The 22,534-nt window shown below is 72.5% G+C and carries 24 protein-coding genes; 12 read left to right on the forward strand and 12 right to left on the reverse strand.

Features of this window, described 5'->3' with window-relative positions:
* Positions 1–205: 205 nt before the first annotated feature.
* Entirely contained in the window at positions 206–976 is a 771-nt protein-coding gene (locus OHA72_RS26270) for a hypothetical protein (RefSeq protein ID WP_327010451.1), read from the forward strand.
* Here OHA72_RS26270 and OHA72_RS26275 read toward each other — a convergent pair.
* From OHA72_RS26275 to OHA72_RS26290, 4 genes are read right to left on the reverse strand one after another with little or no spacing between them, the layout of a single operon-like run.
* Positions 945–1,691 (reverse strand): 2-oxo acid dehydrogenase subunit E2, encoded by a 747-nt coding sequence (locus tag OHA72_RS26275; protein ID WP_327010452.1) that lies wholly within the window; start codon positions 1,689–1,691, stop codon positions 945–947. The two genes, OHA72_RS26270 and OHA72_RS26275, sit on opposite strands and share 32 nt — an antisense overlap.
* Entirely contained in the window at positions 1,688–1,915 is a 228-nt protein-coding gene (locus OHA72_RS26280) for a phosphopantetheine-binding protein (protein WP_327010453.1), read from the reverse strand. Before OHA72_RS26280 ends, OHA72_RS26275 begins: the two co-directional genes overlap by 4 nt.
* The gene (locus OHA72_RS26285; protein ID WP_327010454.1) at positions 1,912–3,795 is read right to left on the reverse strand and encodes an HAD-IIIC family phosphatase; all 1,884 of its coding nucleotides are present in this window, start codon (positions 3,793–3,795) and stop codon (positions 1,912–1,914) included. The genes OHA72_RS26280 and OHA72_RS26285 overlap by 4 nt, the downstream gene beginning before the upstream one ends.
* 3 nt (positions 3,796–3,798) lie before the next feature.
* Positions 3,799–4,827: a 3-oxoacyl-ACP synthase III family protein gene (locus OHA72_RS26290; protein ID WP_327010455.1), complete on the reverse strand. Its 1,029-nt coding sequence runs from the start codon at positions 4,825–4,827 to the stop codon at positions 3,799–3,801.
* A gap of 112 nt (positions 4,828–4,939) precedes the next feature.
* Here OHA72_RS26290 and OHA72_RS26295 point away from each other — a divergent pair, with 112 nt between their 5' ends.
* The 5 genes from OHA72_RS26295 to OHA72_RS26315 all read left to right on the forward strand — a co-directional run bounded on the left by OHA72_RS26295 (position 4,940) and on the right by OHA72_RS26315 (position 9,041).
* Complete coding sequence (locus OHA72_RS26295; protein WP_327010456.1) at positions 4,940–5,761, forward strand: aldo/keto reductase; 822 nt, start codon at positions 4,940–4,942, stop codon at positions 5,759–5,761.
* Positions 5,762–5,853: 92 nt separating this feature from the next.
* Positions 5,854–6,612, forward strand: a complete 759-nt coding sequence (locus OHA72_RS26300) for an alpha/beta fold hydrolase (RefSeq protein WP_327010457.1) — start codon at positions 5,854–5,856, stop codon at positions 6,610–6,612.
* A 58-nt stretch (positions 6,613–6,670) separates the two neighbouring features.
* On the forward strand, positions 6,671–7,480 hold the full coding sequence (locus OHA72_RS26305; protein ID WP_327010458.1) for an SDR family NAD(P)-dependent oxidoreductase: 810 nt from the start codon (positions 6,671–6,673) through the stop codon (positions 7,478–7,480).
* 72 nt (positions 7,481–7,552) lie between these two features.
* On the forward strand, positions 7,553–8,410 hold the full coding sequence (locus OHA72_RS26310; protein WP_327010459.1) for an SDR family oxidoreductase: 858 nt from the start codon (positions 7,553–7,555) through the stop codon (positions 8,408–8,410).
* A gap of 31 nt (positions 8,411–8,441) precedes the next feature.
* On the forward strand, positions 8,442–9,041 hold the full coding sequence (locus tag OHA72_RS26315; RefSeq protein WP_327010460.1) for a TetR/AcrR family transcriptional regulator: 600 nt from the start codon (positions 8,442–8,444) through the stop codon (positions 9,039–9,041).
* A 99-nt stretch (positions 9,042–9,140) separates the two neighbouring features.
* On the opposite strand, the gene OHA72_RS26320 is transcribed toward OHA72_RS26315, so the two are convergent.
* Positions 9,141–9,788 carry a hypothetical protein gene (locus tag OHA72_RS26320; RefSeq protein ID WP_327010461.1) on the reverse strand — a complete coding sequence of 216 codons (648 nt, stop codon included), beginning with the start codon at positions 9,786–9,788 and terminating at the stop codon, positions 9,141–9,143.
* A 61-nt stretch (positions 9,789–9,849) separates the two neighbouring features.
* Between OHA72_RS26320 and OHA72_RS26325 the strand changes: the two genes are divergently transcribed.
* Entirely contained in the window at positions 9,850–10,539 is a 690-nt protein-coding gene (locus OHA72_RS26325; RefSeq protein ID WP_327010462.1) for a CPBP family intramembrane glutamic endopeptidase, read from the forward strand.
* A gap of 90 nt (positions 10,540–10,629) precedes the next feature.
* Here the strand turns inward: OHA72_RS26325 and OHA72_RS26330 are convergent, their stop codons facing one another.
* The 4 genes from OHA72_RS26330 to OHA72_RS26345 all read right to left on the reverse strand — a co-directional run bounded on the left by OHA72_RS26330 (position 10,630) and on the right by OHA72_RS26345 (position 13,329).
* Positions 10,630–11,775, reverse strand: coding sequence for a cellulose binding domain-containing protein (locus OHA72_RS26330; RefSeq protein WP_327010463.1), 1,146 nt, complete (start codon positions 11,773–11,775; stop codon positions 10,630–10,632).
* A 90-nt stretch (positions 11,776–11,865) separates the two neighbouring features.
* Positions 11,866–12,219, reverse strand: coding sequence for a GntR family transcriptional regulator (locus OHA72_RS26335; protein WP_327010464.1), 354 nt, complete (start codon positions 12,217–12,219; stop codon positions 11,866–11,868).
* Positions 12,220–13,032 carry a hypothetical protein gene (locus tag OHA72_RS26340; protein ID WP_327010465.1) on the reverse strand — a complete coding sequence of 271 codons (813 nt, stop codon included), beginning with the start codon at positions 13,030–13,032 and terminating at the stop codon, positions 12,220–12,222. It abuts the gene before it with no gap.
* Positions 13,033–13,125: 93 nt separating this feature from the next.
* Positions 13,126–13,329, reverse strand: coding sequence for a hypothetical protein (locus OHA72_RS26345; protein WP_327010466.1), 204 nt, complete (start codon positions 13,327–13,329; stop codon positions 13,126–13,128).
* Positions 13,330–13,557: 228 nt separating this feature from the next.
* Between OHA72_RS26345 and OHA72_RS26350 the strand changes: the two genes are divergently transcribed.
* On the forward strand, positions 13,558–14,373 hold the full coding sequence (locus OHA72_RS26350) for a hypothetical protein (RefSeq protein ID WP_327010467.1): 816 nt from the start codon (positions 13,558–13,560) through the stop codon (positions 14,371–14,373).
* A gap of 77 nt (positions 14,374–14,450) precedes the next feature.
* Here OHA72_RS26350 and OHA72_RS26355 read toward each other — a convergent pair whose 3' ends face one another.
* Positions 14,451–15,233: a TetR/AcrR family transcriptional regulator C-terminal domain-containing protein gene (locus OHA72_RS26355; protein ID WP_327010468.1), complete on the reverse strand. Its 783-nt coding sequence runs from the start codon at positions 15,231–15,233 to the stop codon at positions 14,451–14,453.
* Positions 15,234–15,306: 73 nt separating this feature from the next.
* A complete protein-coding gene (locus OHA72_RS26360; RefSeq protein WP_327010469.1) occupies positions 15,307–16,119 on the reverse strand; it encodes a TetR/AcrR family transcriptional regulator C-terminal domain-containing protein in 813 nt (270 codons plus the stop codon).
* Positions 16,120–16,281: 162 nt separating this feature from the next.
* Here OHA72_RS26360 and OHA72_RS26365 point away from each other — a divergent pair, with 162 nt between their 5' ends.
* Positions 16,282–18,204 carry an APC family permease gene (locus OHA72_RS26365; protein WP_327010470.1) on the forward strand — a complete coding sequence of 641 codons (1,923 nt, stop codon included), beginning with the start codon at positions 16,282–16,284 and terminating at the stop codon, positions 18,202–18,204.
* A 3-nt stretch (positions 18,205–18,207) separates the two neighbouring features.
* Here the strand turns inward: OHA72_RS26365 and OHA72_RS26370 are convergent, their stop codons facing one another.
* Positions 18,208–19,653, reverse strand: a complete 1,446-nt coding sequence (locus OHA72_RS26370; RefSeq protein ID WP_327010471.1) for a sugar porter family MFS transporter — start codon at positions 19,651–19,653, stop codon at positions 18,208–18,210.
* Between the two features lie 375 nt (positions 19,654–20,028).
* On the opposite strand from OHA72_RS26370, the gene OHA72_RS26375 reads away from it, so the two are divergent.
* From OHA72_RS26375 to OHA72_RS26385, 3 genes are read left to right on the forward strand one after another with little or no spacing between them, the layout of a single operon-like run.
* Complete coding sequence (locus tag OHA72_RS26375) at positions 20,029–20,331, forward strand: urease subunit gamma (RefSeq protein ID WP_327010472.1); 303 nt, start codon at positions 20,029–20,031, stop codon at positions 20,329–20,331.
* 32 nt (positions 20,332–20,363) lie between these two features.
* Positions 20,364–20,813 (forward strand): urease subunit beta, encoded by a 450-nt coding sequence (ureB, locus tag OHA72_RS26380; protein ID WP_327010473.1) that lies wholly within the window; start codon positions 20,364–20,366, stop codon positions 20,811–20,813.
* Positions 20,810–22,528, forward strand: coding sequence for an urease subunit alpha (locus tag OHA72_RS26385; protein ID WP_327010474.1), 1,719 nt, complete (start codon positions 20,810–20,812; stop codon positions 22,526–22,528). Before ureB ends, OHA72_RS26385 begins: the two co-directional genes overlap by 4 nt.
* Positions 22,529–22,534 lie beyond the last annotated feature (6 nt).

Below are 22,534 nucleotides of genomic sequence, written 5' to 3' on the forward strand. Positions count from 1 at the left end.
GACGTGACCGGGGGAGCCGTGCACGTCGTCCTGCTCGACGATGTGCGCATGGCGGACGTGGGTGCGCAGCGTGTCCGCCTCGGCCGCCGGGATGATCTCGTCCCGGGTGCTCTTGAGGTAGTGCACGGGGATCCGTACCCGCTGGAGAATCTGCGGGTCGAGCGCCCACTCGCCGAGGTCCGCGCCGCCGGTCAGGTGGTCCAATGTGGACAGTGTGACGGCGGGGACGCCGGTGCGCCACTCCTTGTCGGTGAAGAACGCGGAGACGGGCGCGCCGGAGGTGATGATGCCGCCGATGCGCGGGTCGTCCGCGGCGCAGCGCAACGCCATGTGCCCGCTGAAGCTCAGCGCCACCGCGACGGTGCTGCTCACGTCGCACCGGTCCCGGACCTTGTCCAGGACGGCGGGCAGCATCCGCCAGCTCTCCGGCGTGTATTGGGCGCCGTGCTCGCCGACGCCCGGCATCTCGGTGACCACGCCGGCCATGCCGAGCCGCCACGCCTGCAGCAGGATCGGCGCCCACTGCTCCTTGATGGTGACGATGCCGCCCATGACGAGCAGCAGCGGCCGCCGGCCGCCGGGCGACAGGCCGACCGTCCAGCACCGCACCCGCCCGCCGGGCTGGTCCACGTCGATCCGTTCGATCGCGGGCCGGTTCGGCCCGGCCGGCAGTGCGGAGCGCCAGCGGTCGAACGCGTCCAGGCACGCGGCGTGCGCGGCGGCCCGGTCGGGGCCGTCGATGAACGGGAAGCGGGCCATGTTGAAGTACCGGCACGCCTCCAGGGGCCGGTCCTGCGCGAGTTCGGCGCGCGCCGCCGCGGACCACTCCCGCACCCAGTCGGCGTCGGTGGTGACCCGGGCGAGCAGCGGTTCGTACCGCGCCGCGGGGATGCCCTGCGCCCGGGCGTGGACCACCACGAACTGCCGCAGCTCATCGACGTCGTTCACGGCTTCCACTCCTCCAGCCCGTCCTTGATCTCGGTGAGCACGTCGGCGGCCTCCGCGCCGTCGATGACCCGGTGGTCGAACGCGAGGCTCAGCCGCATCAGCGGCGCGACCTCGACCCGTCCGTCGACCGCGACCGGCCGGTCGGCGATGCGGCCCAGGCCGAGCGTGACCGTGGTGCCGCCGACGGAGTGGAAGCTGTCGACGCTGCGGTGGCCCAGCGACGTGACCGCGAACGTGCCGAGCCGCTCGGCGCGGCCACGCAACGGGCGCACCGTGCGGCGGAACGCGAACGCGCCCAGCACCGCCGGCAGCCGGTGCAGCGCCCGTACCCCGGCGAACTCCGTCATCCGTTCGGGATCGCCGTCACGGTAGTGCTCGACCCTGTCCTGGATGCCGTCCAGCGTCGCGTCGTGCAGGTCCGGCAGGACGGCGGCGAGCACGACCCGCCGGCCGCCGAGCCGCTTGTCCAGCGCCACCTTCGCGTGGACCCCGGCGGACCGGGCGATCCTGGGCCGGATGCGGCCGCGGACCGCCGCGTTGGCGTCGGGGTGCGCGGCGAGGACCCGCGCCGCCGTGTACAGCACGTAGGTGATGACCGAGAACCGGCGCGGCTGCGCGGCCCGGTGCGCGAGCACGGCGGCCATGTCGACGTCGGTGTCCAGGAACACCGGGGACATGTCGCGGATCTCGTTGAGGAAGAACAGGGTGTGCCGGCGCTGCCGGGCCATCGGCTCCGCGGTCACGGCGCGGCCGCCAGCTCGTAGATGTCGTGCAGGCTGCCCGCCTCCAGGACCGCGGCGAACGAGATGCGCCGCCCGGTGGTGCGTTCCAGGATCGTCAGCAGCGTCAACAGGTGCACCGAGTCCCACCCGGGCACGTTGTCGAAGCTCAGCGCGATCTCGTCGCGCTGCACCGGCAGGCCGATGTCGTCGCGCAGGATGGCGACGAAGTCGTCGAGGCCGTTCACGGAGCGGCTCCTTTCAGAGTGGTCTCCAGCGCCACGTGGTCCGGGACCGCCGGCGGTGTGGTCAGGTCGTGCCGGAACCTGGTGCGGCCGGCGTCCTCGCCGACGACCGCGAACCCGTACCGGGGCAGGAGGTCCTTGACGACGGCGTTGCGCGGCGACGGCACGTAGCTGCCGTGCACCGAGGTGACGCCGGTCGCGGCGGCGTGGCGCAGCAGCGCCGCCAGGCACGCCTGCTCGATGCCGCGGGAGAACACGCGGCAGCTCAGCACCGCGTTGTCCAGGTGCAGGTCGGTGCCGTCGCGGCGGGCGAGGACCGCGCCGACGAGGCCGTTGTCGCCGAAGCGGTCCCGGGCGTACACCGCGAGGACCAGCTGCGCCGGGTCGGCGGCGCGGGCCTGCACGTCGGCGAGCTGCAGGCGTTCCGTGGTCAGGTTGAACTGGTTGGTGCGCAACGTCAGCTGCGACACCCGGCCCAGCTCGGCCGGGCCGGCCGGGTCGAACCGCACCGCGACGCCGAGCTCGCGCAGGTAGTCCTCGATCGAGCCGAACCGGTCGAGGAAGTCGCGGCGGTCGATCTCCTCGCGGTACCGGGCGGGCCGGGCGATGTCGTCGCGGGTCAGTTCGCGGGTGTCGAACCAGCCGTCGCGCAGCAGCCGCTCGACGTGCAGCGCCGGCTCGTCGTCCAGCGCGACGACGGCGACCTCGGGCAGCTCGGCGCGCACCAGGCCGCACTCGAACGCGCTGTCGTCGGTGAACACCAGGCTGTCGATGCCGAGGTTCAGCGCGGCGGCGAGGTCGCGCAGGTTGTCGTGCTTCGGCAGCCAGTTCGCCACGACCCGCACGAGGTGCTCCTCGCGCAGCGTCATCCGGGGATGGTCGCGCAGCGCCTGCCGGACCGGCTCCGGGTCGTTCTTGCTCACCGCCGCGACCGGGATGCCCTGCGCGCCGAGCTGCACGACGACCCGCTGGAAGGCGCGGAACGCCTCGCCGCGGTAGCTGTCGGCGACCTCGATGCCGTCGATCCCGTCGTCGCCGAGGACCCCGCCCCACACGGTGTTGTCGAGGTCGACGGCGAGTGCCTTGCGGGTGCGGCCGAGCCGGGCCCGCACGAGGTGCCCGACCTCCCGCGCGTACCCGGCGAGGACGGCGTCGGACAGGTGCGCCTTGGCGTAGGCGTCCAGGCGCGGGTCGGTGACCGCGGCGCCGCCGGCGACGATCGGGTCGAGGTCGACGACCGACACCTTCGGGTGGGTGCCGACCAGGTCGAGCAGCCGCGCGTTCGCGGTCCGCCAGGCCGCGCCGAGGCGGGCCCGGGACCGCTCGTCGACGAGCTGCCCGGCGATGCGGCGCGGCAGCGGGATGGTGTTGTAGACCAGCGTGCCGCGGGCCGTGCCGGCGAAGCGCGCGGCGAGCCCCTCCAGCAGCGTCAGCTTCTCCTCCAGCACGGCCGCGGCGTCCTGCGCGGTCCACGGCACGGGCAGCTCGCCGGCCACGACGTCCGGGTCCAGCACGCACAGGGCGACGTCCGGGTCCGCCCGGTACAGGGGGCTGCCGGGGTCGGCGAGGTCGAAGACGTACGTGTCGAAGTCGCTGACGACCGCGCGCAGCACCAGGCCGTGGCGGGCCAGTTCGGCGGTGAGCAGCGGCACCAGCGGTCCCAGGGTCCCGTGGCCGGTGACGGCGACCGGCACGACCCGCACCCCGGGGTGCGCGGCGGCGATCTCGTCCGGATCCAGACGGGCCAGGAGCCGGCCCGCCCGGGCGAGTTCCGCGCCGGTGTCGGCCTCGGTCAGGCGGGCCAGCAGCGGCGCGACCGTGGGGTACTCGGCGACGAGCCGGCCGGCGCGGTGCAGCGCGGTGAGGTCCTCGGCGGCGCCCACGTGTCAGACCCTCTCCAGCGCGAACCCGGCCTTGAGCCACTTGCTGGACTCGACCGCCACCCCGACGAGGCGGTCACCGGTCGCCATCTTCGCCAGCGCCAGCTCCAGCTGCAGGAACGGCAGCGCGTTGCCGTTGTTGGCGGTGTCCTGCACGCACGACACCTCCTCGGCGGCCGGCACGGCCAGCTCCGTCACGATGCGGGCCGTCATCCGGGCCGACAGCTGCGGCGGCAGCAGGTAGTGCACGTCGGATCGGGTCCAGCCGAGGTCGGACAGCAGCTCCTCGAAGATCTCCAGCGCGAGGACCGGCACCGACTCGGCGATCGCGGCGTAGTCCTCGTGGGCGGCGGGCCGGGTCGAGCCGCGGTCCGCCGGGCCGAACCAGTCCAGCACGTGCCCGGGCGGGCGGCCGCCGCCGACGAGCCGGTTCAGCAGCCGCCGCACCACGGCCGTCCCGGGCGCCGGTTCGGCGGTCAGTACCGCCGCGCCCGCCCCGTCGCCGAACAGCACGACGTTGACCAGTTCGGCCGGTGGCAGCTTCGTCAGGTCGATGCCGAGGTCGAAGTACTTCGTGGCGGTGTCGCCGGCCAGTACCAGCGCCGTGCGGTGCCCGCCGCGCAGCATCCGGCACGCGACGTCGATCGCCTGCACCGCCCCGGCGCACCCGGACTGCAGCTGATACGTCGGTACGTCGTTGATGCCGAGCTGGTCTGCCACGACGTTCACGGTCGCCGGCATGAGCGTGTCCGGGGTCGCCGTGCCCATCACGACCACGTCGACGTCGGCGGCGGTGATCCCGGCCGCCTCCAGGGCGTTGCGGCCCGCGGTCGCGGCGAGGTCGGCGAGGGAGTACCGGACCGCACCGGTCGCCAGGTCCACCGACAGGTGCCGGGTGCGGGTGCCGACGAACGCGTCGACCCACTGCTCCCACAGCTCGTCCATGCCGAAGCGCCGGGCCAGGGTCGCGTTGTCGATCGGCGGCCCCGGCAGCGCGGTGCCCACGGACAGCATGTGGATGTCGGCGTCGTCCACCGGGTCTCCCCTCATTCGGTGCGGCTGCCATCGTGGGCGCTGCGCCTAAAGGAGCGCTAACGATCGGCTTGGCTTTAGCGATGCTTGAGAACGCCACGGCATGATCGTGGGCATGCCGGAGATCCCCGCCATCACCCTGTCCAACGGGGTGGCCATGCCCTGCCTCGGATTCGGGCTGTACAAGCAGTCCGACCGGCACGGTTCAGCCGTGAGCGCGGCCCTCGAAGCCGGGTACCGCAGCTTCGACTCCGCGTCGATCTACGGCAACGAACCCGCCGTCGGCAAGGCGCTCGAGGCGTCCGGCGTGCCGCGCCGCGAGCTGTTCGTCACCGGCAAGGTCTGGAACGGCGACCAGGGCCACCGCCGCACCATCCAGGCGTTCGAGCGCAGCCTCGACGACCTGCGCCTGGACCACCTGGACCTGTACCTCATCCACTACCCTGCGCCGAGCCGCGACCGGTACGTGGAGACCTGGCTGGCGCTGGAGGAACTCCTCACGTCCGGGCGGGTCCGGGCGATCGGCGTGGCCAACTTCGAAGCCGAGCACCTGCGCCGGATCCTCGGCGCCGGGACGGTCGCGCCGGCGGTGAACCAGGTCGAGCTGCACCCGCTGCTGCCGCAGTCCCGGCTGCGTGCCCTGCACGCCGAGCACGGCATCGTGACCGAGGCGCACACCCCGCTGGCCCGCGGCAACCTCGTCGCGTCGCCGGCCCTCGCCGCCGTCGCGGCGAAGCACGGCCGGACCCCGGCCCAGGTGGCGCTGCGGTGGCACGTGCAGCAGGGCCACGTGGCCATCCCGAAGTCGGCGACCCCGGCCCGCATCCGGCAGAACATCGACGTGTTCGGCTTCGCCCTGGACGCCGACGACGTCGCGCGGATCGCGGCGATGGAGACCGGTGAGCGCTTCGCCCCACGCCCCGACGCGGTCAACTGAGCCCGGACGGCCCGCCCCCGGCCCTCCGGCGGCACCGTGCCGCGTCGCAGCGATGCCGTACGATCCGTCCACGCGGACGGGGGGAGATCGCGGTGCAGCGGTACGTCGACGTCAACGGCGTGCACACCTGGTACGACGAGCGGGGCGCGGGCGATGCGGTGGTGCTGCTGCACGGCGCGATCGTCGACTCGCGCTGCTTCGCCGGCAACCTCGACGCCCTCGCCGGGTCGTTCCGGCTCTACCTGCCGGAGCGGCGCGGGCACGGGCACACCCACGACCCGGGCGGCCCGCTCAGCCCGCAGGTGATGGCCGCGGACACGGTCGCGTTCCTGCAGGCCGTCGTGGGCGGCCCCGCGGCACTGGTCGGCTACAGCGCCGGCGCGGTCGTGGCGCTGCTGACCGCGCTGGCCCGCCCCGACCTGGTGTCCCGGCTGGTGCTGATCAGCGGCGCGTTCCACCAGGCCGGCTGGCTGCTGCCGCCCGCCGCACCCGCGGACATCCCGCAGGTCATCCACGACCAGCACGCCGAGGTGTCGCCGGACGGGCCGGGGCACCTGGCCGGCGTCGTCGAGCGGATCGCCGCCTCGGCCCGGGCGGGCGACCTGGCGCTGACCGCGGCGTCGTTGCGGGCGGTGGGCTGCCGCACGCTGGTGCTCGTCGGCGACGACGACGCCGTCTCCCTGGAGCACACCCTGCAATTGTACCGCGGGCTGCCCGACGCCGAGCTCGCCGTGGTCCCGCGCGCCACCCACACGCTGCTGGCCGAGCACCCGCGGCGGTGCACCGACCTGGTCGCGACGTTCCTCAGCGAACCGCCGGCCCCGACGCACATGCCGATCCGCCGCGCCTGACCCCCGGACCGATGAGCCGGGCCGTGCGGGACCCCCGCGCGGCGGCGATACTGCATCGATGGATCGAACTGTCGTGGTCACCGGCGCGAGTTCCGGGGTAGGGCTGGCGGCGGCCGTGCAGTTCGCCGCCCAGGGCGACCGGGTGGTCGTCGTCGGACGCAATGCGGAGCGGCTGGACGCGGCGGTCGCGCAGGTACGGGCCGCCGGCGACGGCCGCGAGCCGGGGCGGTTCCGGGCCGACTTCGAGCGGCTCGCGGAGGTGCGTGACCTCGCCGCGTACCTGCTGGACACGTACCCGGCGGTCGACGTGCTGGCGAACAACGCCGGTGGCATGGTCGGCGGCCACCGCCGGACCGTGGACGGCTACGAGGCGACGATCCAGGGCAACCACCTGGCGCCGTTCCTGCTCACCAACCTGCTGCGGGAGCGGCTCACCGGCGCGAGGATCGTGTCCACCGCGTCCCGGGTGCACACGCGTGGCCGCCCGGACCCGGACGACTTCGCCGGCGACCCGGGCCGGTACAGCTGGGGGCGCGCCTACGGGGCCGCGAAGTCCGCGAACATCCTGTTCGCCGCGGAGGCCGCCCGCCGCTGGCCGGACGTCACCAGCGTCTCGTTCCACCCCGGGGTGGTGCGCTCCAACTTCGGTGAGGGCGCGATCCGGCTCGTCTACCGGTTCGCCCCCTTCCTGACCACCCCGCAGAAGGCCGGCGCGCTGCTGGTCTGGCTGGCCACCACCCCGGCCGCCGAGCTGACCGGCGGTGGCTACTACGTCGGGCACCGGCTCACCACGCCTGCGGCGCATGCCGGCGACCCGGCCGCGGCCGCCAGGCTCTGGGAGGCGAGCGCCGCCGCCGTCGGCGTGTAGCTGGCTCCTTGTTTTTGGCGACAACTCGTCGTAATCTTTGCGACAGGTTGTCGCATAAAGGAGCGTGGGATCGTGCCGCAGCAGTTGATCGTCGTCACCGGAGCCTCCACCGGCATCGGCGCGTCGGCCGCCCGCGAACTGGCCGGCCGGGGATTCCACGTCCTGGCCGGCGTGCGGCGCGACCGTGACGCCGACGCCATCCGGTCCGACGGGGTCGAGCCGGTCATCCTCGACATCACCGAGCCCGGGCAGGTGCAGGCGCTCGCCGCGCGGGTCGCCGGCGACCCGCGCGCGCTGCACGCGCTGGTCAACAACGCCGGCATCCAGGTGAACGCCCCGGTCGAGGCCCTGCCGATGGCGCAGTGGCGGCGGGTGTTCGAGGTCAACCTGTTCGGCCACATCGCCGTCACGCAGGCACTGCTGCCCGCGCTGCTGCGCAGCAAGGGCCGCGTGATCAACATCAGCTCGATCGGCGGCAGGATCGCCATGCCCACCTACGGTGCGTACGCCGGCGCCAAGTTCGCCCTGGAGGCGGTCAGCGACGCGCTGCGCCGGGAGGTCGCGCCGCTGGGCGTCCAGGTGGTCGTGATCGAGCCCGGCGGCGTCCGCACGGAGATGGCCGGGCGAGGGATCGCAACGGCGAACCAGCTGGCCGCCCAGATGACACCGGAGCAGGACGAGCGCTACGGCGGCCTGGTCCACGCGATCAACACGCTGATGGCCACGGGCACCGCGTCGGGCGTGACCGCCGATGCCGCCGCCAGGATCATCGCGAAGGCCGTCACGAACCGCAGGCCGCGCACCCGGTACACCATCGGCCGCGACGCCGCGCTGCTCATCGGCCTGGCGCGGGTGCTGTCCGACCGCACCCTGGACCGCGTCAGCGCCGCCAACCTGCGCCGGCACTACCCGAAGGGCGCCACCGCGTAACCCGGAAACCGCCGTGGGGGAGGATGGTCGGATGCCGCGGATCCGGGGAGCCAGCATCGAGGAGCACCACGAGATGGTGTGGGCCGGCCTCGCCGAGGCGATGCGCGGGCTGCTGCTGGAGCGCGACTACGACTCGATCACCATGGGGCACATCGCGGCCCGGACCGGGCTCGCGCGCAACACGCTGTACAACTACGGCGCGGACAAGAGCGCACTGGTCGTGGCGCTGACCCAGCGGGCGGGCCGGCCCGCGCTGGATCGGGTGGCCGCGATCGCCGCGCGGTCCGGGGACCCGGCCGCCGCGCGGCTGCGGGACATCATCGAGGCGGTCCTGGAGGCGTTCACGGACCCGGTGATGCAGCTGATGTTCCGGCCGGTCGCCGAGGTGCCGAAGGGGCCGGACAACCCGTTCCTGGCGATCGTGGTCGAGGTGGAGCACGTGGTGCGCGACGGCGTTGCGGGCGGGGAGTTCCGCGACGTCGGCGACGTGCGCCTCACGGTGGAGCTGCTGTCCGGCGTCATGCGCGCGGGCGCCGAACGCATCGGCCGCGACCCCGCCGCCTTCGCGGACACGGTCGGCGCGGCGCGGGAGATGATCCTGGCGTCGCTGGCCGCACGGTCGGCGCCGTGAACGCTCAGCGGGTCACGCGCCGGACCAGGTCCTCCCGGCCGCGGATCTGCGCGACCATGGTGTCGATCCGCGAGGTGACCGGCGCCCGGAGCGGGGGATTCAGGCGCTGTGCGGCTCCAGCGGGGTGAGGAACAGCCCGAGCTGGTGGGTCGGCGCGTGTCCGTCCCGCGCGGCGTGGGCGACCCATCGGGCGAGGACCGCCATCAGCTCGCCCTGCAGCTGTTTGGCGTCGGCGGTGCTCAGTGACAGCGGCACCCAGTTGAACATGACCGCCGGGTGCCGCGGCGACAGCAGCATCGACGGGTCCCAGCCTCCCTCGTCCGCGGCCAGGTCGACCCGGATGCGGTCCTCGTCGTCGCGGTACAGGCGCACGGCCCAGTCGCCGATGCCGGCCCGCCCGGCCAGCCCGGCGAGCGCCGCGAGGAACGCCTCGCGCATGGGCTCGTCGATCAGCCGGAAGAAGTCGCGCGCGTCGCCGTCCGGCAGCACCATCAGCGGTGCCCGGATCTCCGCCGGTGCCCGGTAGACGGTCACCGCCCGGCCGGCCCGGGCTCGGGTCTCGACCGCCTGGACCAGCCCGGCGCGCAGCATCGCCTGCACCCGGTAGGCCACCTGCTCCACCGGCAGCCCGACCTCCCGGGCGGCCTCGGCCGCGCTGCGGCTGCGCCCCAGGAACGGCTCGAGAAACCGCCGCTTGCCCGGCTGCAGCACGATGAGCGCCGCCTTGGCATCGCCCACCGTCAACATGTCGGGGCTCCTCGAAAAACGGTCTGTCATCTTGAGAAGGGTAGACGCGACCGTAGCGGCCATGACTCCTGCGCTGTCCTGGCCCCGCGCCGTCGCCCTGCACCTGCTCCCCGGCCTGGCCGGCCTGGCGCTGTTCGCCGCCGCCGCCCCGGTCCTGGCCGCCGCCGGCCTGCCGCCCGTGTGGGGCATGTACGCGGCGGTCCTGCTGGTGCTCGCCCCGATCGAGCTGACCCTCGTGCGCCGGTTGCGCGGCCCCGACGGGATCGACACCCGCTGGCCGCGGCCCCGCCGCCTGATCCTGCTGCTGGCGCCGACGCTCGCCGCCGCGGCGCTGGCACCCGGCCTGGTTCAGTGGCTGGAGCCGGGCCTGCACGACCGGCTGCACCTGCCGTCCTGGTGGCGGCTGGACCCGATGCTGTCCGATCCCGCCCGCCCGGCCTGGCAGCACGCCGTCACGATCGCGGGCTGGCTGCTGTGCTTCGTGGTCGTCGGCCCGGTCGTCGAGGAGCTGTACTTCCGTGGCCTGCTCATGCCCCGCCTGCCCACCGCCCGTCCCGCGGTCGCCAGTGCCGTGCTCTTCGCGCTCTACCACGCCTGGCAGCCCTACGCCTGGCTGACGGTGGCCGTCTTCGCGTTGCCGCTCGCGGTCGCCGCCCGCCGCCCGCGCGGGCTGGCCGTCGCGGCGCTGACCCACGTCCTGGTCAACCTCCTGGCGTTCGCGGTGCTCGCGGCGGGAACGCTGCACCGGTGAACGGCGGGGAACGCCGCGCTGATGACGGCGGGAACGCCGCACCGCTGGGCAGCGGCGGGCGACGGCCCGCCGCTGCCCGGTGAACGGCGGTCAGGAGGTGCAGGGCACCCCGTTGACGTAGACGGTCGGCGGTGGCGTGAGCGGTGCGGTGCGGGCGCCGTACAGGCCCACGGTCACCGAGCCGCCGGGTGGGATGATCCGGTTCCAGCTCGCGTTGGTGAGCGTCACCGCGGCGCCGTTCTGGGTGAAGGTGCCGTTCCAGGACTGGCCGATGCGCTCGTCGCCGCCGAAGCTGAAGGTGACGACCCAGTCGACGATCGGCGTGCTGCCGGTGTTGGTGATGGTGACGTCCGCGACGAATCCGGAGGACCACACGGACGTGTAGGTGAACCTCGCCCGGCACGACAGCACGGGCGGCGCGCTGCTCGACGCACTCGCCGCGGGACTGCTGGGGCCCTGGCTGCCGGGGCCGCCGGTGCCGCCGGTCACGACGACCGTGTTCGAGGCGATCGACACGTTGCCGGCCGCGTCGCGGGCCCGGACGTAGAACTGGTCGCGGGGCGAGACCACCTGGGCCGTGTACGTGGTGCCGGTGACCGTGGACAGCAGCGTGGAGATGAACACGCCGTCGAAGCGGTAGACGTTGTAGCCGGTGACCGCGACGTTGTCGGTGGACGGCGACCAGGTGAGGGTGGTGCTGGGACCGTTGGCCGGGTTGGCCTGCAGCCCGGTCGGCGCGGCCGGCGGCACCGTGTCCGGGCCGGTGTCGGTGACCGGGGTGACCACGACGACCGGGTTGGACCCGCCCGAGCGGTGGCCCAGGTCGTCGTGGGCGGTGACCTGGAAGGTGTACTGCTGCCCCGGCCGGATGCCGGTGGTGATGGTGGCCGTGGTGACGTTGCCGAGGGCGACGACCTGGCCGACGTCGTAGAAGGCCTGCATGTAGGTGACGTCGTAGCCGGTGACCGCGCAGCAGCCGCGGCTCGACGCGGTCCAGGTCAGCGTCACCGACGTGGACCGCACGACGGTCGCCTGCAGGTTGGTCGGCGGCGTCGGCGGGAACGGTGAGGTGTTGGGTGTTCCCGAGGAGGACGGTGCCGGTGTGGCCGCTGCGGCCGCGACCGGCACGCTGCCGCTGGCGTCGTTCACGGCGATCAGCAGGGCACCGGCGAGCAGTGCGGCCGCGGCGACGGATGCCAGCCGCAGCGACGGCAGGAGCGTTCGGGTTCCGGGCATGCCCCGACCCTGGCCAAGTCATCGACGTTCGTCAACTGATCTTGCGGCGGTTCCGGTGTACGGCCAGCAGCCGGCGTGAAAGTTACCGGCTCACTTCGCCAGTGCCGCCCGGACGATGCGGACCGCCTCCTCGGTGTCGAGGCCGATGCTGGCGATGACGGCGGCGTACTCGGCGGCGGCGTGGCGGGCCCGCTCCCGTCCCTGCTCGCCCGCCGCGGACACGAACGAGCCGGCCGATCCGCGGGTCTCGATCAGCCCCGCCTCCTCCAGCTCCCGGTAGGCCCGCCCGACGGTGTTGACGGCCAGGCCCAGGTCCGCGGCCAGGCGGCGGATTGTCGGCAGCCGGGCGCCCACCGCGAGGGTCCGATCGTGGATCTGGCGGGCGAGCTGGGCCCGCAGCTGCTCGAACGGCGGGACGGGCGAGGCCGACTCGATGACGATCACTCAGGTCACCGGGCGCTCGTGCCGTGCCGCTCTGCCGCGGCGCGTGGTCCACGTGTTGACCAGGACCAGCGCGACGGCGCTCGCGGCGATGAAGACCATCCAGGCAAGGTGCCAGTTGCCCAGCGGGGCGGTGAACACCGAGACGACCGGCAGCGTCCACACCATGGTCGGCACGGCGACCTCGCGGGCGTCGTCGGTGCGCATGATGACGTCGGCATTGAGCGAGACCTCGTCGTCGGCCACGACCGGGTGCGTCAGGACGTGGTGCAGCTGGGCGAGCGTGCTGGCCGCGGCCCCGCACAGTCCGAGGAGCAGCACAACCGCCGAGTACCTGGCACTGGCGTCCTGCACCGTCAGGGCCGCGATCGCCAGCGCCGCCGCGCCCGCGAACGTGCCGGCCGTGAACGCGGCATACGGCACGCCGAGCACGGCGCGCCAGCCGGGCCGGAGCGGATGGGCCGCCCGCCGTGGCAGCGTCGCGCCGGCCCGCTGGTCGACCCGCCGCACCCACCGGTCCAGCAGTGACTGGGCCAGCACCAGCCCGATCACCATCGCGGTCACCACCAGCAGTGCCCGGCGCCGGTCCGGTCCGAGTCCGTCGACGGCGGGGTCGAGCGGCAGGGTGGTGACGTAGACGAGCGCGACCGCGCAGATGAACACGGCGAGCAGGGCGGCGGCGGCCACTCGCTTGCGTCGCCGCGCCGCGAGCCGTGTGGCCAGCAACGGCGTCGGCTCGGCGTCGGCCAGGCCGTGCCCGGCCAGCCACGCGCGGGCCTCCGCGAGGTTTGCGTCCCGCACTGGTTCCTTCGGCATGATGCCTCCGTTGTCGCGCAGCTTGTCTCAATGCTTGTCTCAATATGTTGCGACAAGACTTGCGACAAGTCAATCCGCGACCCCGCGCGGCGTTCACAGTTGCGGCACCACCCGCAGGACGGTGCCGGTCGCGGTGTCGATGACCACCAGGAGGCCGCCGCCGCGGGCATACTTCGGGTCGCTCAGCAAGACCTCCGCCTCCGCCGCGCGACCGATCACCTCCGCGTCCAATGTGGACGGACGACCCGCATCGGACCCGGCGCTGCGCGCGATGGCGATGAGTTCCGCATCTGTCATGGCCCCAGCCTAGTGACGCGGATCCGGTGCAGTACAACAGCCGCACGACCCGGACGGACAGGGACAGGTGTCCCGACTTGTGTCCCGGCCCGTGTCCCGGTGCACCGGGCGCCGCGAATCGAATCCCCATTTCGTGCCACGGTCCCCGGTGGTCTGAATCGGTTGCCGCGCAACGTTTCTAGATTCCCTCCGTCACCACTGCGGTGACGAACACAGAGGAGACAAACGATGAAACGACACCTTCTCCGAGCCGGCGCGGTCGCGCTGGCCGGCTTGCTCAGCGCCGTCATCATCCCATCGGGCCCGGCCAGCGCCGAGCCGATGTGCGACCGGCCGGTGCCACCGCCCGCGTGTGGTGACGGCGGCGAGGAGGACCCGCCGCCGGCGCCGCGGGACACCCCCGTGCACGGCACCCTCGACACGGTCACCTACGTCGGCAACGCCGTGCGGGTCACCGGCTGGGGCATCGACCGCGACAGCGGCGCCGCGCCCCTCGTCGTCGACATCTACATCGACGGCGCGTGGAAGCGGACCCTGACCGCCGACACGTACCGCCAGGACGTCGCCGACGCCTACCCGGCCTACGGCGCCTACCGCGGCTACGACGCCACCGTCCCGGCCGGCCTCGGCACCCACCAGGTGTGCGCGTGGGCGATCAGCGTGGTCCCGGCCGGCGCGCCGAACCCGGGCAACCCGTCGCTGGGCTGCAAGACGTACACCGCAACGCTTGCCGCGCCGAGCAACCTGCGCATCATCTCCTGGGCCGAGGACGGCACCACGGTACTCGGGTTCAAGGACAACTCCGTCGAGGAGACGTACTTCCGGATCACCATCACCCGGCAGTACTGGGAGCCGTACACCGACCCCCGCTGGGGCCAGCTCTACCGTGCCTACTACGTCGACCGGACCATCACGGTCCCGGCGCAGGCCGGCACGGCCGAGGTGACCGCCACGACCGAGACCTGGGGATCGGACTGCCGCAAGACGGTGTCCGCGGTCTCCGGCTCCTTCCAGAGCGCTCCGGTGTCCACCGGCTGGTGCTGACCGCAGTTTCCGTGACCCGCCGGAGGGTGTTCCCTCCGGCGGGTCCGCCGTCAGCACCGGTCCCGCCGCCCGGTGCGTCAGCGGATCAGCGGCGCGAATCCGTCCAGGAGGCGCTGGAGGCCGAACTCGAACAGCGCGGTGTCCTCGTCGCCGGCCTCCGCACCCGCCGCGTCCATCGCGGTCCCGCGCACGAAGTCGGCGGCGGTCGCGGCGACCTGCGCCGCGGTCTGCGCGGCCAGGCCCTCCTCCGTCATCGCCCGCGTCACCCACGCGAGGTGCGCTGTCACGTGCTCGGTGAGCTCCGACGGCTGGAACGACACGGTCCTGGTGAGCCAGGGGCGGCGGCGGTACATCTGCCACTGCATGCGGCACAACAGCTCCAGCCGCACCCGCCACCCGCCGGCGGGCGACTGCGGCGGCGGGTGCTCGGCGAAGACCGCGTCGGCCATCATGGTCTCCAGGCGGGCCCGGCTGCCCACGAACTTGTGCGGCGTCATGGTGGCCACGCCGAGCCGCTCCCCGATGCGCCGCATGGACACGGCGGCGAGCCCGCCGGCGTCGGCCAGCTCGATCGCGACGGGGACCACCTGCGCGCCGACCTTCGACCTCGTCGGCGGCGGGGGTCGCCATGCCAGCGCGACGTCGAAGGCGTCCGGGGTCACCACCATCCCGTGGAAGCCGTTCACCTTCTCGGTGAGGCCCTCGTCCCGCATCAGTCGCAGCGCCTTGAACGCGATGTGCATCGAGACGTCCCACTCGCGCATGATGTCCTTGAACGACAGCTCGTCGTCCGGCTCCAGCCCGCCATCGATGATCCGCTGGCGCAGCTGCGCGACGATGTCCGTCGCCACTAGCGCCATTGCTGCCTCCCGCACTGCCCGTGTGGCCCAACTCTATCCGCGGGCCGTCCTTGTCGTCGCTTCGAGCCGGCTGTCACGGCACCAGCGGCGCGAACCCGTCGAGGAGGCGCTGGAGGCCGAACTCGAACAGTGCGGCGTCCTCGTCTGCTCCCGCCCTGTTCTCGCTCTGCGCCAGGCGCATCGCGTGCCCGCGCACGAAGTTCGCCGCGGTCGCGGCGAGGCGCTGCACGGCCTCCGGCGCCGGCCCCTCACCGGCCAGCGCCCGCACCGCCGCTTCCGTGTGCGCGACCACATGCGGACTGAGTTGCGGTTGCTTGAACGACACGGCTTCGGCGAGCCACGGATGCCTGCGGTACATCAGCAGCTGCGCGCGGCACAACAGCTCCAGCCGCGCCCGCCAGTCCCCGGCGGGCGACTGCGGCGGCGGGTGCTCGGCGAAGACCGCGTCGGCCATCAGGATCTCCAGGTGATCCCGGTCGCCCATGTACTTGCGCAACGTCACGAAGTCCACGTCGAGCTCGCCGGCGATGCGCCGCATGGACGTGACCGCGAGCCCGTGCGCGTCGGCCAGCGCGATCGCCGTCCGCACGATCAGCGCCAGGAACCCCGGGCCCTCACGCGCGGGGCCCCGCCGCCGCACGGTTGCCTTCCACCCGGCCGCGATGTCGGGAGCCTGCCCGGTGACCACCAGTCCCGACCCGTCGCCCGCGTCCTCGACGAGGCCGTCCTGCCGCATCATCGCCAGCGCGCGGTCGGCGGCACCGACCGCCACCTCCAGCTCGCGTGCCACGTCCTTGTCGGACGGCACGGCCTCACCCGGCCGCAGCTCCCCCGCGGCGATGCGCCGGCACAGCTCGGCGACAACGCCCACCGCCGCTCGCGTCACGTCCGCCCCCCCGCAGTCCCGGTCGGCAAAGTCTAGCCCGACCAGCTGGAACGAACCGTTCAGGCCGCCGGACCGGACGGCGCAGTGCACGTCCGGCCGGTCACCCCAGGGTGGCGGCGGGGGAGGATACGCCGGACAGATACGCCGATCGGCGGTGCCCCGGTGGCGGTCTGCGTAGCGTTGGTGCTGCGGATCGAGGGCCCCGAGGGCGAGGCGGGCGGTCAGACCATGGGCGCGGTGGCGGCGGTGTGGCGGTTCCTCGTCGGGCCCCCGTTGCGGGCACGGCAGCTGGCCAAGCAGCAGATCACGCCGGTCGAAGGGCTTCCTGCCCTCTCCCTGGACGCGCTGACGTCGGTGGCGTACGGGCCGGAGGCGATCCTTGTCGTGCTCGCGCCGGCCGGGCTCGTCGCGCTGCAGCTGGTCTTGCCGATCTCGGTCGCGATCGTCGTGCTGCTGGCCATCCTGGTGTTCTCCTACCGCCAGGTCATCGAGGCCTATCCGGGTGGCGGCGGCACGTACGCGGTGTGCCGGGCGAACTTCCCGCCCAGCGTCGGCGTGCTGGCCGCCGCGGCGCTCGTCGTGGACTACACGCTGACGGTCGCGGTCTCGATCGCCGCCGGGGTGGGGTCGCTGACGTCGGCCTTCCCGGGTCTGACCCCGGCCACGGTCCCGATCTGCCTGGCCATCCTCGCGCTGGTCACGGCGCTCAACCTGCGCGGCCTGGGCGACACGGCCCGGGCGTTCCTGCTGCCCACCATGGCGTTCATCGCCGGGTTGCTGGTCGTGATCGGCATCGGCCTGATCCACCCGCTGGCGCTGCACACACCGCGCCAGGGGCAGCCGCTCGCGCCCACCGAGGGGCTGGAGGCCGTGGGTGTCCTGCTGGTGCTGAAGGCGTTCTCGGCGGGGTGCAGCGCGCTGACCGGGGTGGAGGCGATCGCCAACGGCGTGCCGTTGTTCAAACAGCCTCGGGTGGCCCGGGCCAAGCGGACCGAACTGCTGCTCGGCGGCATCCTCGGCGCGATGCTGCTGGGCCTGGCCGTGCTCGCGGACCGCTGGCACGTCGGCCCCCGGTCCGGTGAGACCATCCTGAGCCAGGTCATCGCCCTCGCCGTCGGCAGGAACTGGGCGTACTACGTGATGGCCGTGACCATCACCGTGGTGCTCATGCTGGCCGCCAACACCTCGTTCGGCGGACTGCCGGTGCTGACCAGCCGGCTGGCCCACGACAACTACCTGCCGCACCTGTTCTCACTGCGCGACGAGCGGCAGGTGTTCGCCGTCGGCATCTGGACGCTGGCCGGCCTGGCCGGGGTGCTGCTCGTCGCGGTGCGCGGGCAGACCATCAGGCTGATCCCGCTGTACGCCATCGGCGTGTTCACCGCCTTCACGCTGTCGCAGTCCGGGCTGGTCAAACACTGGTGGAAGACCCGACCGGCACACTGGCGGCACCGGGCGATCATCAACGGTGTCGGCGCGGCCACGACCGGGGTGGCCACCGTGCTGTTCCTGGTCACCAAGTTCACCGAGGGCGCGTGGGTGGTCGTGCTGGCCGTGCCGGCGCTCATCCTGCTGTTCGCGCGGACCCACGCGTACTACGCGCGCTGCGGGCGGGCCCTCGGCCTGGGCGTGACCCCGGCGAAGCCGCACGCCAAACCCACCATGGTGGTGGTCCCGGTGACCGGGGTGAACCGGCTGACCCGGCACGCGGTCGCCGAAGCCCTCTCGATCAGCCCGCGGGTGGTGGCGGTCCATGTGGTGCTCGAGGACACCGGCGGGGACTCCGGCGAGGACCCCGGGGGCGACCGCGAGCTGGAGCGGCAGTGGGCCGGCTGGAACCCCGGGGTGCCGCTGAAGATCCTGCACACCGAGTACGCCTCGGTGACCCGGCCCATCGTGGCGTTCATCGACGAACTGCATGAGCAGCACGACGTGCAGATCATCGTGCTGATCCCGGTGGCGCTGCCCGAGCGGCTGCAGTACCGCTTCCTGCACAACCATCTCGAGATCGCCCTCACTGCCGCGTTGCAGACCCGCCCGGACGTCATCGTCGCCAAGACGCCGATGCCGCTGCGGATCCCGTGACGGCTAGGACGGGCGCCCGGATCCGGCCCGGTCGACCCACATCTGCTGGATCTCGCCGAGTGTCCTGCCCTTGGTCTCCGGCAGGAGCTTCCACACGAACCCGAAGGACACCACGCACATCCCGGCGAACACGGCGAACGTGCCGGACTCGCCGATCCAGTCGGTGAGGCTGAGAAAGAACTGCGTCACCAGCCACGCCGCGGCCCAGTTGGCCGCGGTGGCCGCCGAGACGCCGAGGCCGCGGATCGTGCTCGGGTAGATCTCGTTGATCACGGTCCACACCACCGGGCCGAGCGAGAACGCGAAGCTTGCGATGAAGACCATCATCGCGACCAGCGTGACGACGCCCGCGGCGCTGGGCGCGTTGCCGGGTGAAGCGCCGTGGACCGCCACGTGTTCGAGGCGGAGAAAACACACACTGATGACGAGCAGGGAGACCCCCATGCCGACGAGGCCGGCGAGCAGCAGCGGACGCCGGCCGAACCGGTCGACGTAGCCGACGGCGACGAACGTGAACAGGACGTTCACCGCGCCGATCGACCAGGTCGTGGCGGCGGTCTGCGACCGGGGTGTGTCGAAGCCGGCCGCTTCGAAGATCGTGTCGGCGTAGTAGATGACCCCGTTGATCCCGGTGAACTGTTGCAGCACGGCCAGTCCGAGGCCGAGCACGAGCGGGGCCCGCCACCTCCTGGCGAAGACCTCGCCCCAGGACGGCTGCGGGCCCTGCAGGCTGGCTTCGATCGAGGCGATGTCCCGCTGGTGGTCCGCGTCCGGCTGGACCCGGCGCAGCGCGCTCTGCGCCTTGCCGCGCTGACCTGTCTTGAGGTACCACACGGGGGAGTCCGGCAGCGGCAGCATCGCGACGAGCAGCAGCAGCCCGGGCACGACGGACAGGCCGAGCATGAGCCGCCACCAGCTGCCGGAGGCCACGGAGAGCAGCTGATCGACCAGGTAGGCGACGAAGATGCCGAATGTGATCATCAGCTGGTACAGCGACACGAACCGGCCCCGCAGGCGGGCCGGCGCCATCTCGGCCGCGTACAACGGCGCCGCCACCGAGGCCACGCCCACGCCCACGCCGGCCACCAGCCGGCCGACCACCAGGACCCAGGTGCTCGGTGCGGCCGATTCGATCGCGGCACCGAGCACGAAGAGCACGGCCGCCGCGAGGACGGTCCGCCGCCGGCCGAACCGGTCGGTCATGGTCCCGCCCCCGAGCGCGCCGACCAGCGCGCCGAGGGTGACCCAGCTGGTGACGATCTCGATGACGAGTGTGCTGACGCGGAAGGTGCTTTCGATGCCGCGAAGCGCCCCGCTGATCACACCCTGGTCATATCCGAACAGCAGCCCTGCCAGCATGACCACCGCGGCGACGAGGACCAGCCACCTGGAGATGCCACGGTTGGAACGCTTCGCGTCGTGCGGCTGTCCGGACTCGGTAGCTGCCACCATTGCTCCCTCGGATCGGTGCCCGACCGGCACAAGGCATCTCGGTCCGACCGTGGGTCTGCCGGCGACCGCGGAACCGATCTACCCGGCATGATGCGAGTCATCGTGAATTCACCCCGGAATCCGGCGGAGTCACTCATTCTTTCCGGTCGGCGACCATCGCGGTCCGGCTAGGCTGAACTGCATCCGACCGGCTTGCCGCCGGCTTTGACATTGCGAGAGCAGAGCTCGGACGCGCCGCGCGACTGATCGAGGGGCATCGTTGCGCGGGCCTCGCCGGCTCCTTTCATGCCGTCCGCGATGTCGCGAGCAATGGCGACACCTGCCGAGTGTTCGATTCGCGTGTGCGCGGACTGATTGGAAACGACACGTGCCATGAAACTTACGCCCAGAGAATTCGACAAGCTGACGGTGCTCTCACTGGCCCAGATCGCTCAGGCGCGCCGGGCGAAGGGTCTGAAGCTCAATCATCCCGAAGCCGTGGCGGTGATCTGCGCGGCGGCGCTGGAGGGCGCGCGGGAGGGCAAGACGGTCGAGGACGTGCTGACCGACGCGCGGTCGGTGCTGAGCAAGGCGGACGTGATGGACGGCGTCGCCGACCTGGTGCCGTTCATCCAGATCGAGGCGGTCTTCACCGACGGAAGCCGGCTGGTCACGGTGCACACCCCAATCCGGTAGCAGGCAGCAGGCAGTAGGAAAGGAGGGCCGGGATGCCGAATCCCAGTCACCACGAAGGCAGTCACAAGGCGGTCCGCCCGATCGGCGGTTACGTGCTCGCGGATGAGCCGCTGGAGCTCAACGCCGGCCGGCCGGTCTCGACGATCGAGGTGGTCAACACGGGGGACCGGCCCGTCCAGGTCGGTTCGCACTACCATTTCTACGAGGTCAATCGCTGCCTCGAGTTCGACCGCGAGGTCACGTTCGGGCAGCGGCTGGACATTCCGGCGACCACGGCCGTGCGGTTCGAGCCCGGCGACAAGAAGACCGTCGACCTGGTGCCGTTCGGCGGCAAGCAGCGGGTGTACGGCTTCAACGGGCTGGTGGACGGCTGGGCCGGCACCGGCGCCGCGGCCGGATATCAGCCGGAGCGGGTCGAGGCGGCGCGACGGGCGGGCATGCGCGGCTTCAAGTCCCGGCCGTCCGAGGAGGGCCAGCGGTGAGCCGGATATCGCGGAGCCAGTACGCCGACCTGTACGGTCCGACGCTCGGCGACAAGATCCGGCTGGGTGACACGGACCTGTACGTCGAGATCGAGCAGGACCTGCGGGTCCTGGGCGACGAGGCGGTCTACGGCGGCGGCAAGACCCTGCGCGACGGCATGGGGGTGGACAGCGGGCTGTCCAGCGCCGGTGGCGCGCTCGATCTCGTCATCACCAATGTCACGATCGTCGACGCGGTCATGGGGGTCGTCAAGGCGGACGTCGGGATCAAGGACGGGCGGATCGTCGGCGCCGGCAAGGCGGGGAACCCCAGCACGATGGACGGGGTCACGCCGAGCCTGGCGGTCGGCCCGGCCACGGACGCCATCTCCGGTGAGCACCTCATCCTGACCGCGGCGGGCATCGACTCGCACGTGCACTACGTTTCGCCGCAGCAGGCGTACGACGCGCTCAGCAACGGCATCACGACCCTGTGGGGCGGCGGGGTCGGGCCGACGGACGGCACCAACGGCACCACGATCTCCTCCGGGGTGTGGAACCTGCACACCATGATGCGGGCCGCGGAGAGTCTCCCGGTCAATCTCGGGTTCCTGGGCAAGGGCAGCTGCTCGTCGCGCGGCCCGCTCGACGAGCAGATCATCGCCGGCGCGGCGGGCCTGAAGATCCACGAGGACTGGGCCGCGACGCCCGCGGTGATCCGGGCCGCGCTCAGCGCCGCCGACGAGTTCGACGTCCAGATCAGCCTGCACACGGACACGCTCAACGAGAGCGGCTACGTGGAGGACACCATCGCGGCGTTCGAGGGCCGCACGGTGCACACGTTCCACACCGAGGGTGCGGGCGGCGGGCACGCGCCGGACATCATCAAGGTCGCGGGTCAGCGCAACGTGCTGCCGAGCTCGACGAACCCGACGCTGCCGTACGGGGTCAACTCGCAGTCCGAGCTGTTCGACATGATCATGTTCTGTCACAACCTCAACCCGCGGATCCCCTCGGACGTCGCGTTCGCGGAGAGCCGGGTCCGGCCCGAGACGATGGCCGCCGAGAACGTCCTGCACGACCTCGGCGCCATCTCGATGATCTCCAGCGACAGTCAGGCGATGGGCCGGGTGGGCGAGAGCTTCCTGCGCGCCGTCCAGCTCGCACAGGCGATGAAGGCGGCCCGGGGCAAGCTCCCGGAGGACGCGCCGGGCAACGACAACGTCCGGGTGCTGCGGTACCTGGCGAAGGTGACCATCAACCCGGCCGTCACCCAGGGCGTGGCCCACGTGCTGGGCTCGGTCGAGCCGGGCAAGCTGGCCGACCTCGTGCTGTGGGAGCCGGCGTTCTTCGGCGCCAAACCGAAGCTGGTCCTCAAGGGCGGCATCATCAGCTGGGCGGCCACCGGCAGCTCGGACGCGTCGCTGCCGCTGACCGAGCCCGTCATGTACAAGCCGATGTTCGGGGCATTCGGTGCGGCGCTGTCGCAGAGCTGCGTGACGTTCGTGTCGCAGGCCGGTCTGGACGCCGACGTCGCCGGGAAGCTCGGCCTGCAGCGGCAGATCCTGCCGGTGCAGGGGACGCGCTCGCTGACCAAGCGGGACATGGTGCGCAACGAGCTGACCCCGCGGATCGAGGTCGACCCGGAGACCTTCGCCGTCAAGGTCGACGGGGTGCACGCCACCGTGCCGGCGGCCTCGGCGCTGTCCATGAACCAGTTGTACTTCTTCAGCTGACGCCCG

Origin of the sequence: Dactylosporangium sp. NBC_01737 (genome assembly GCF_035963215.1) — a bacterium.
GTDB lineage: Bacteria > Actinomycetota > Actinomycetes > Mycobacteriales > Micromonosporaceae > Dactylosporangium.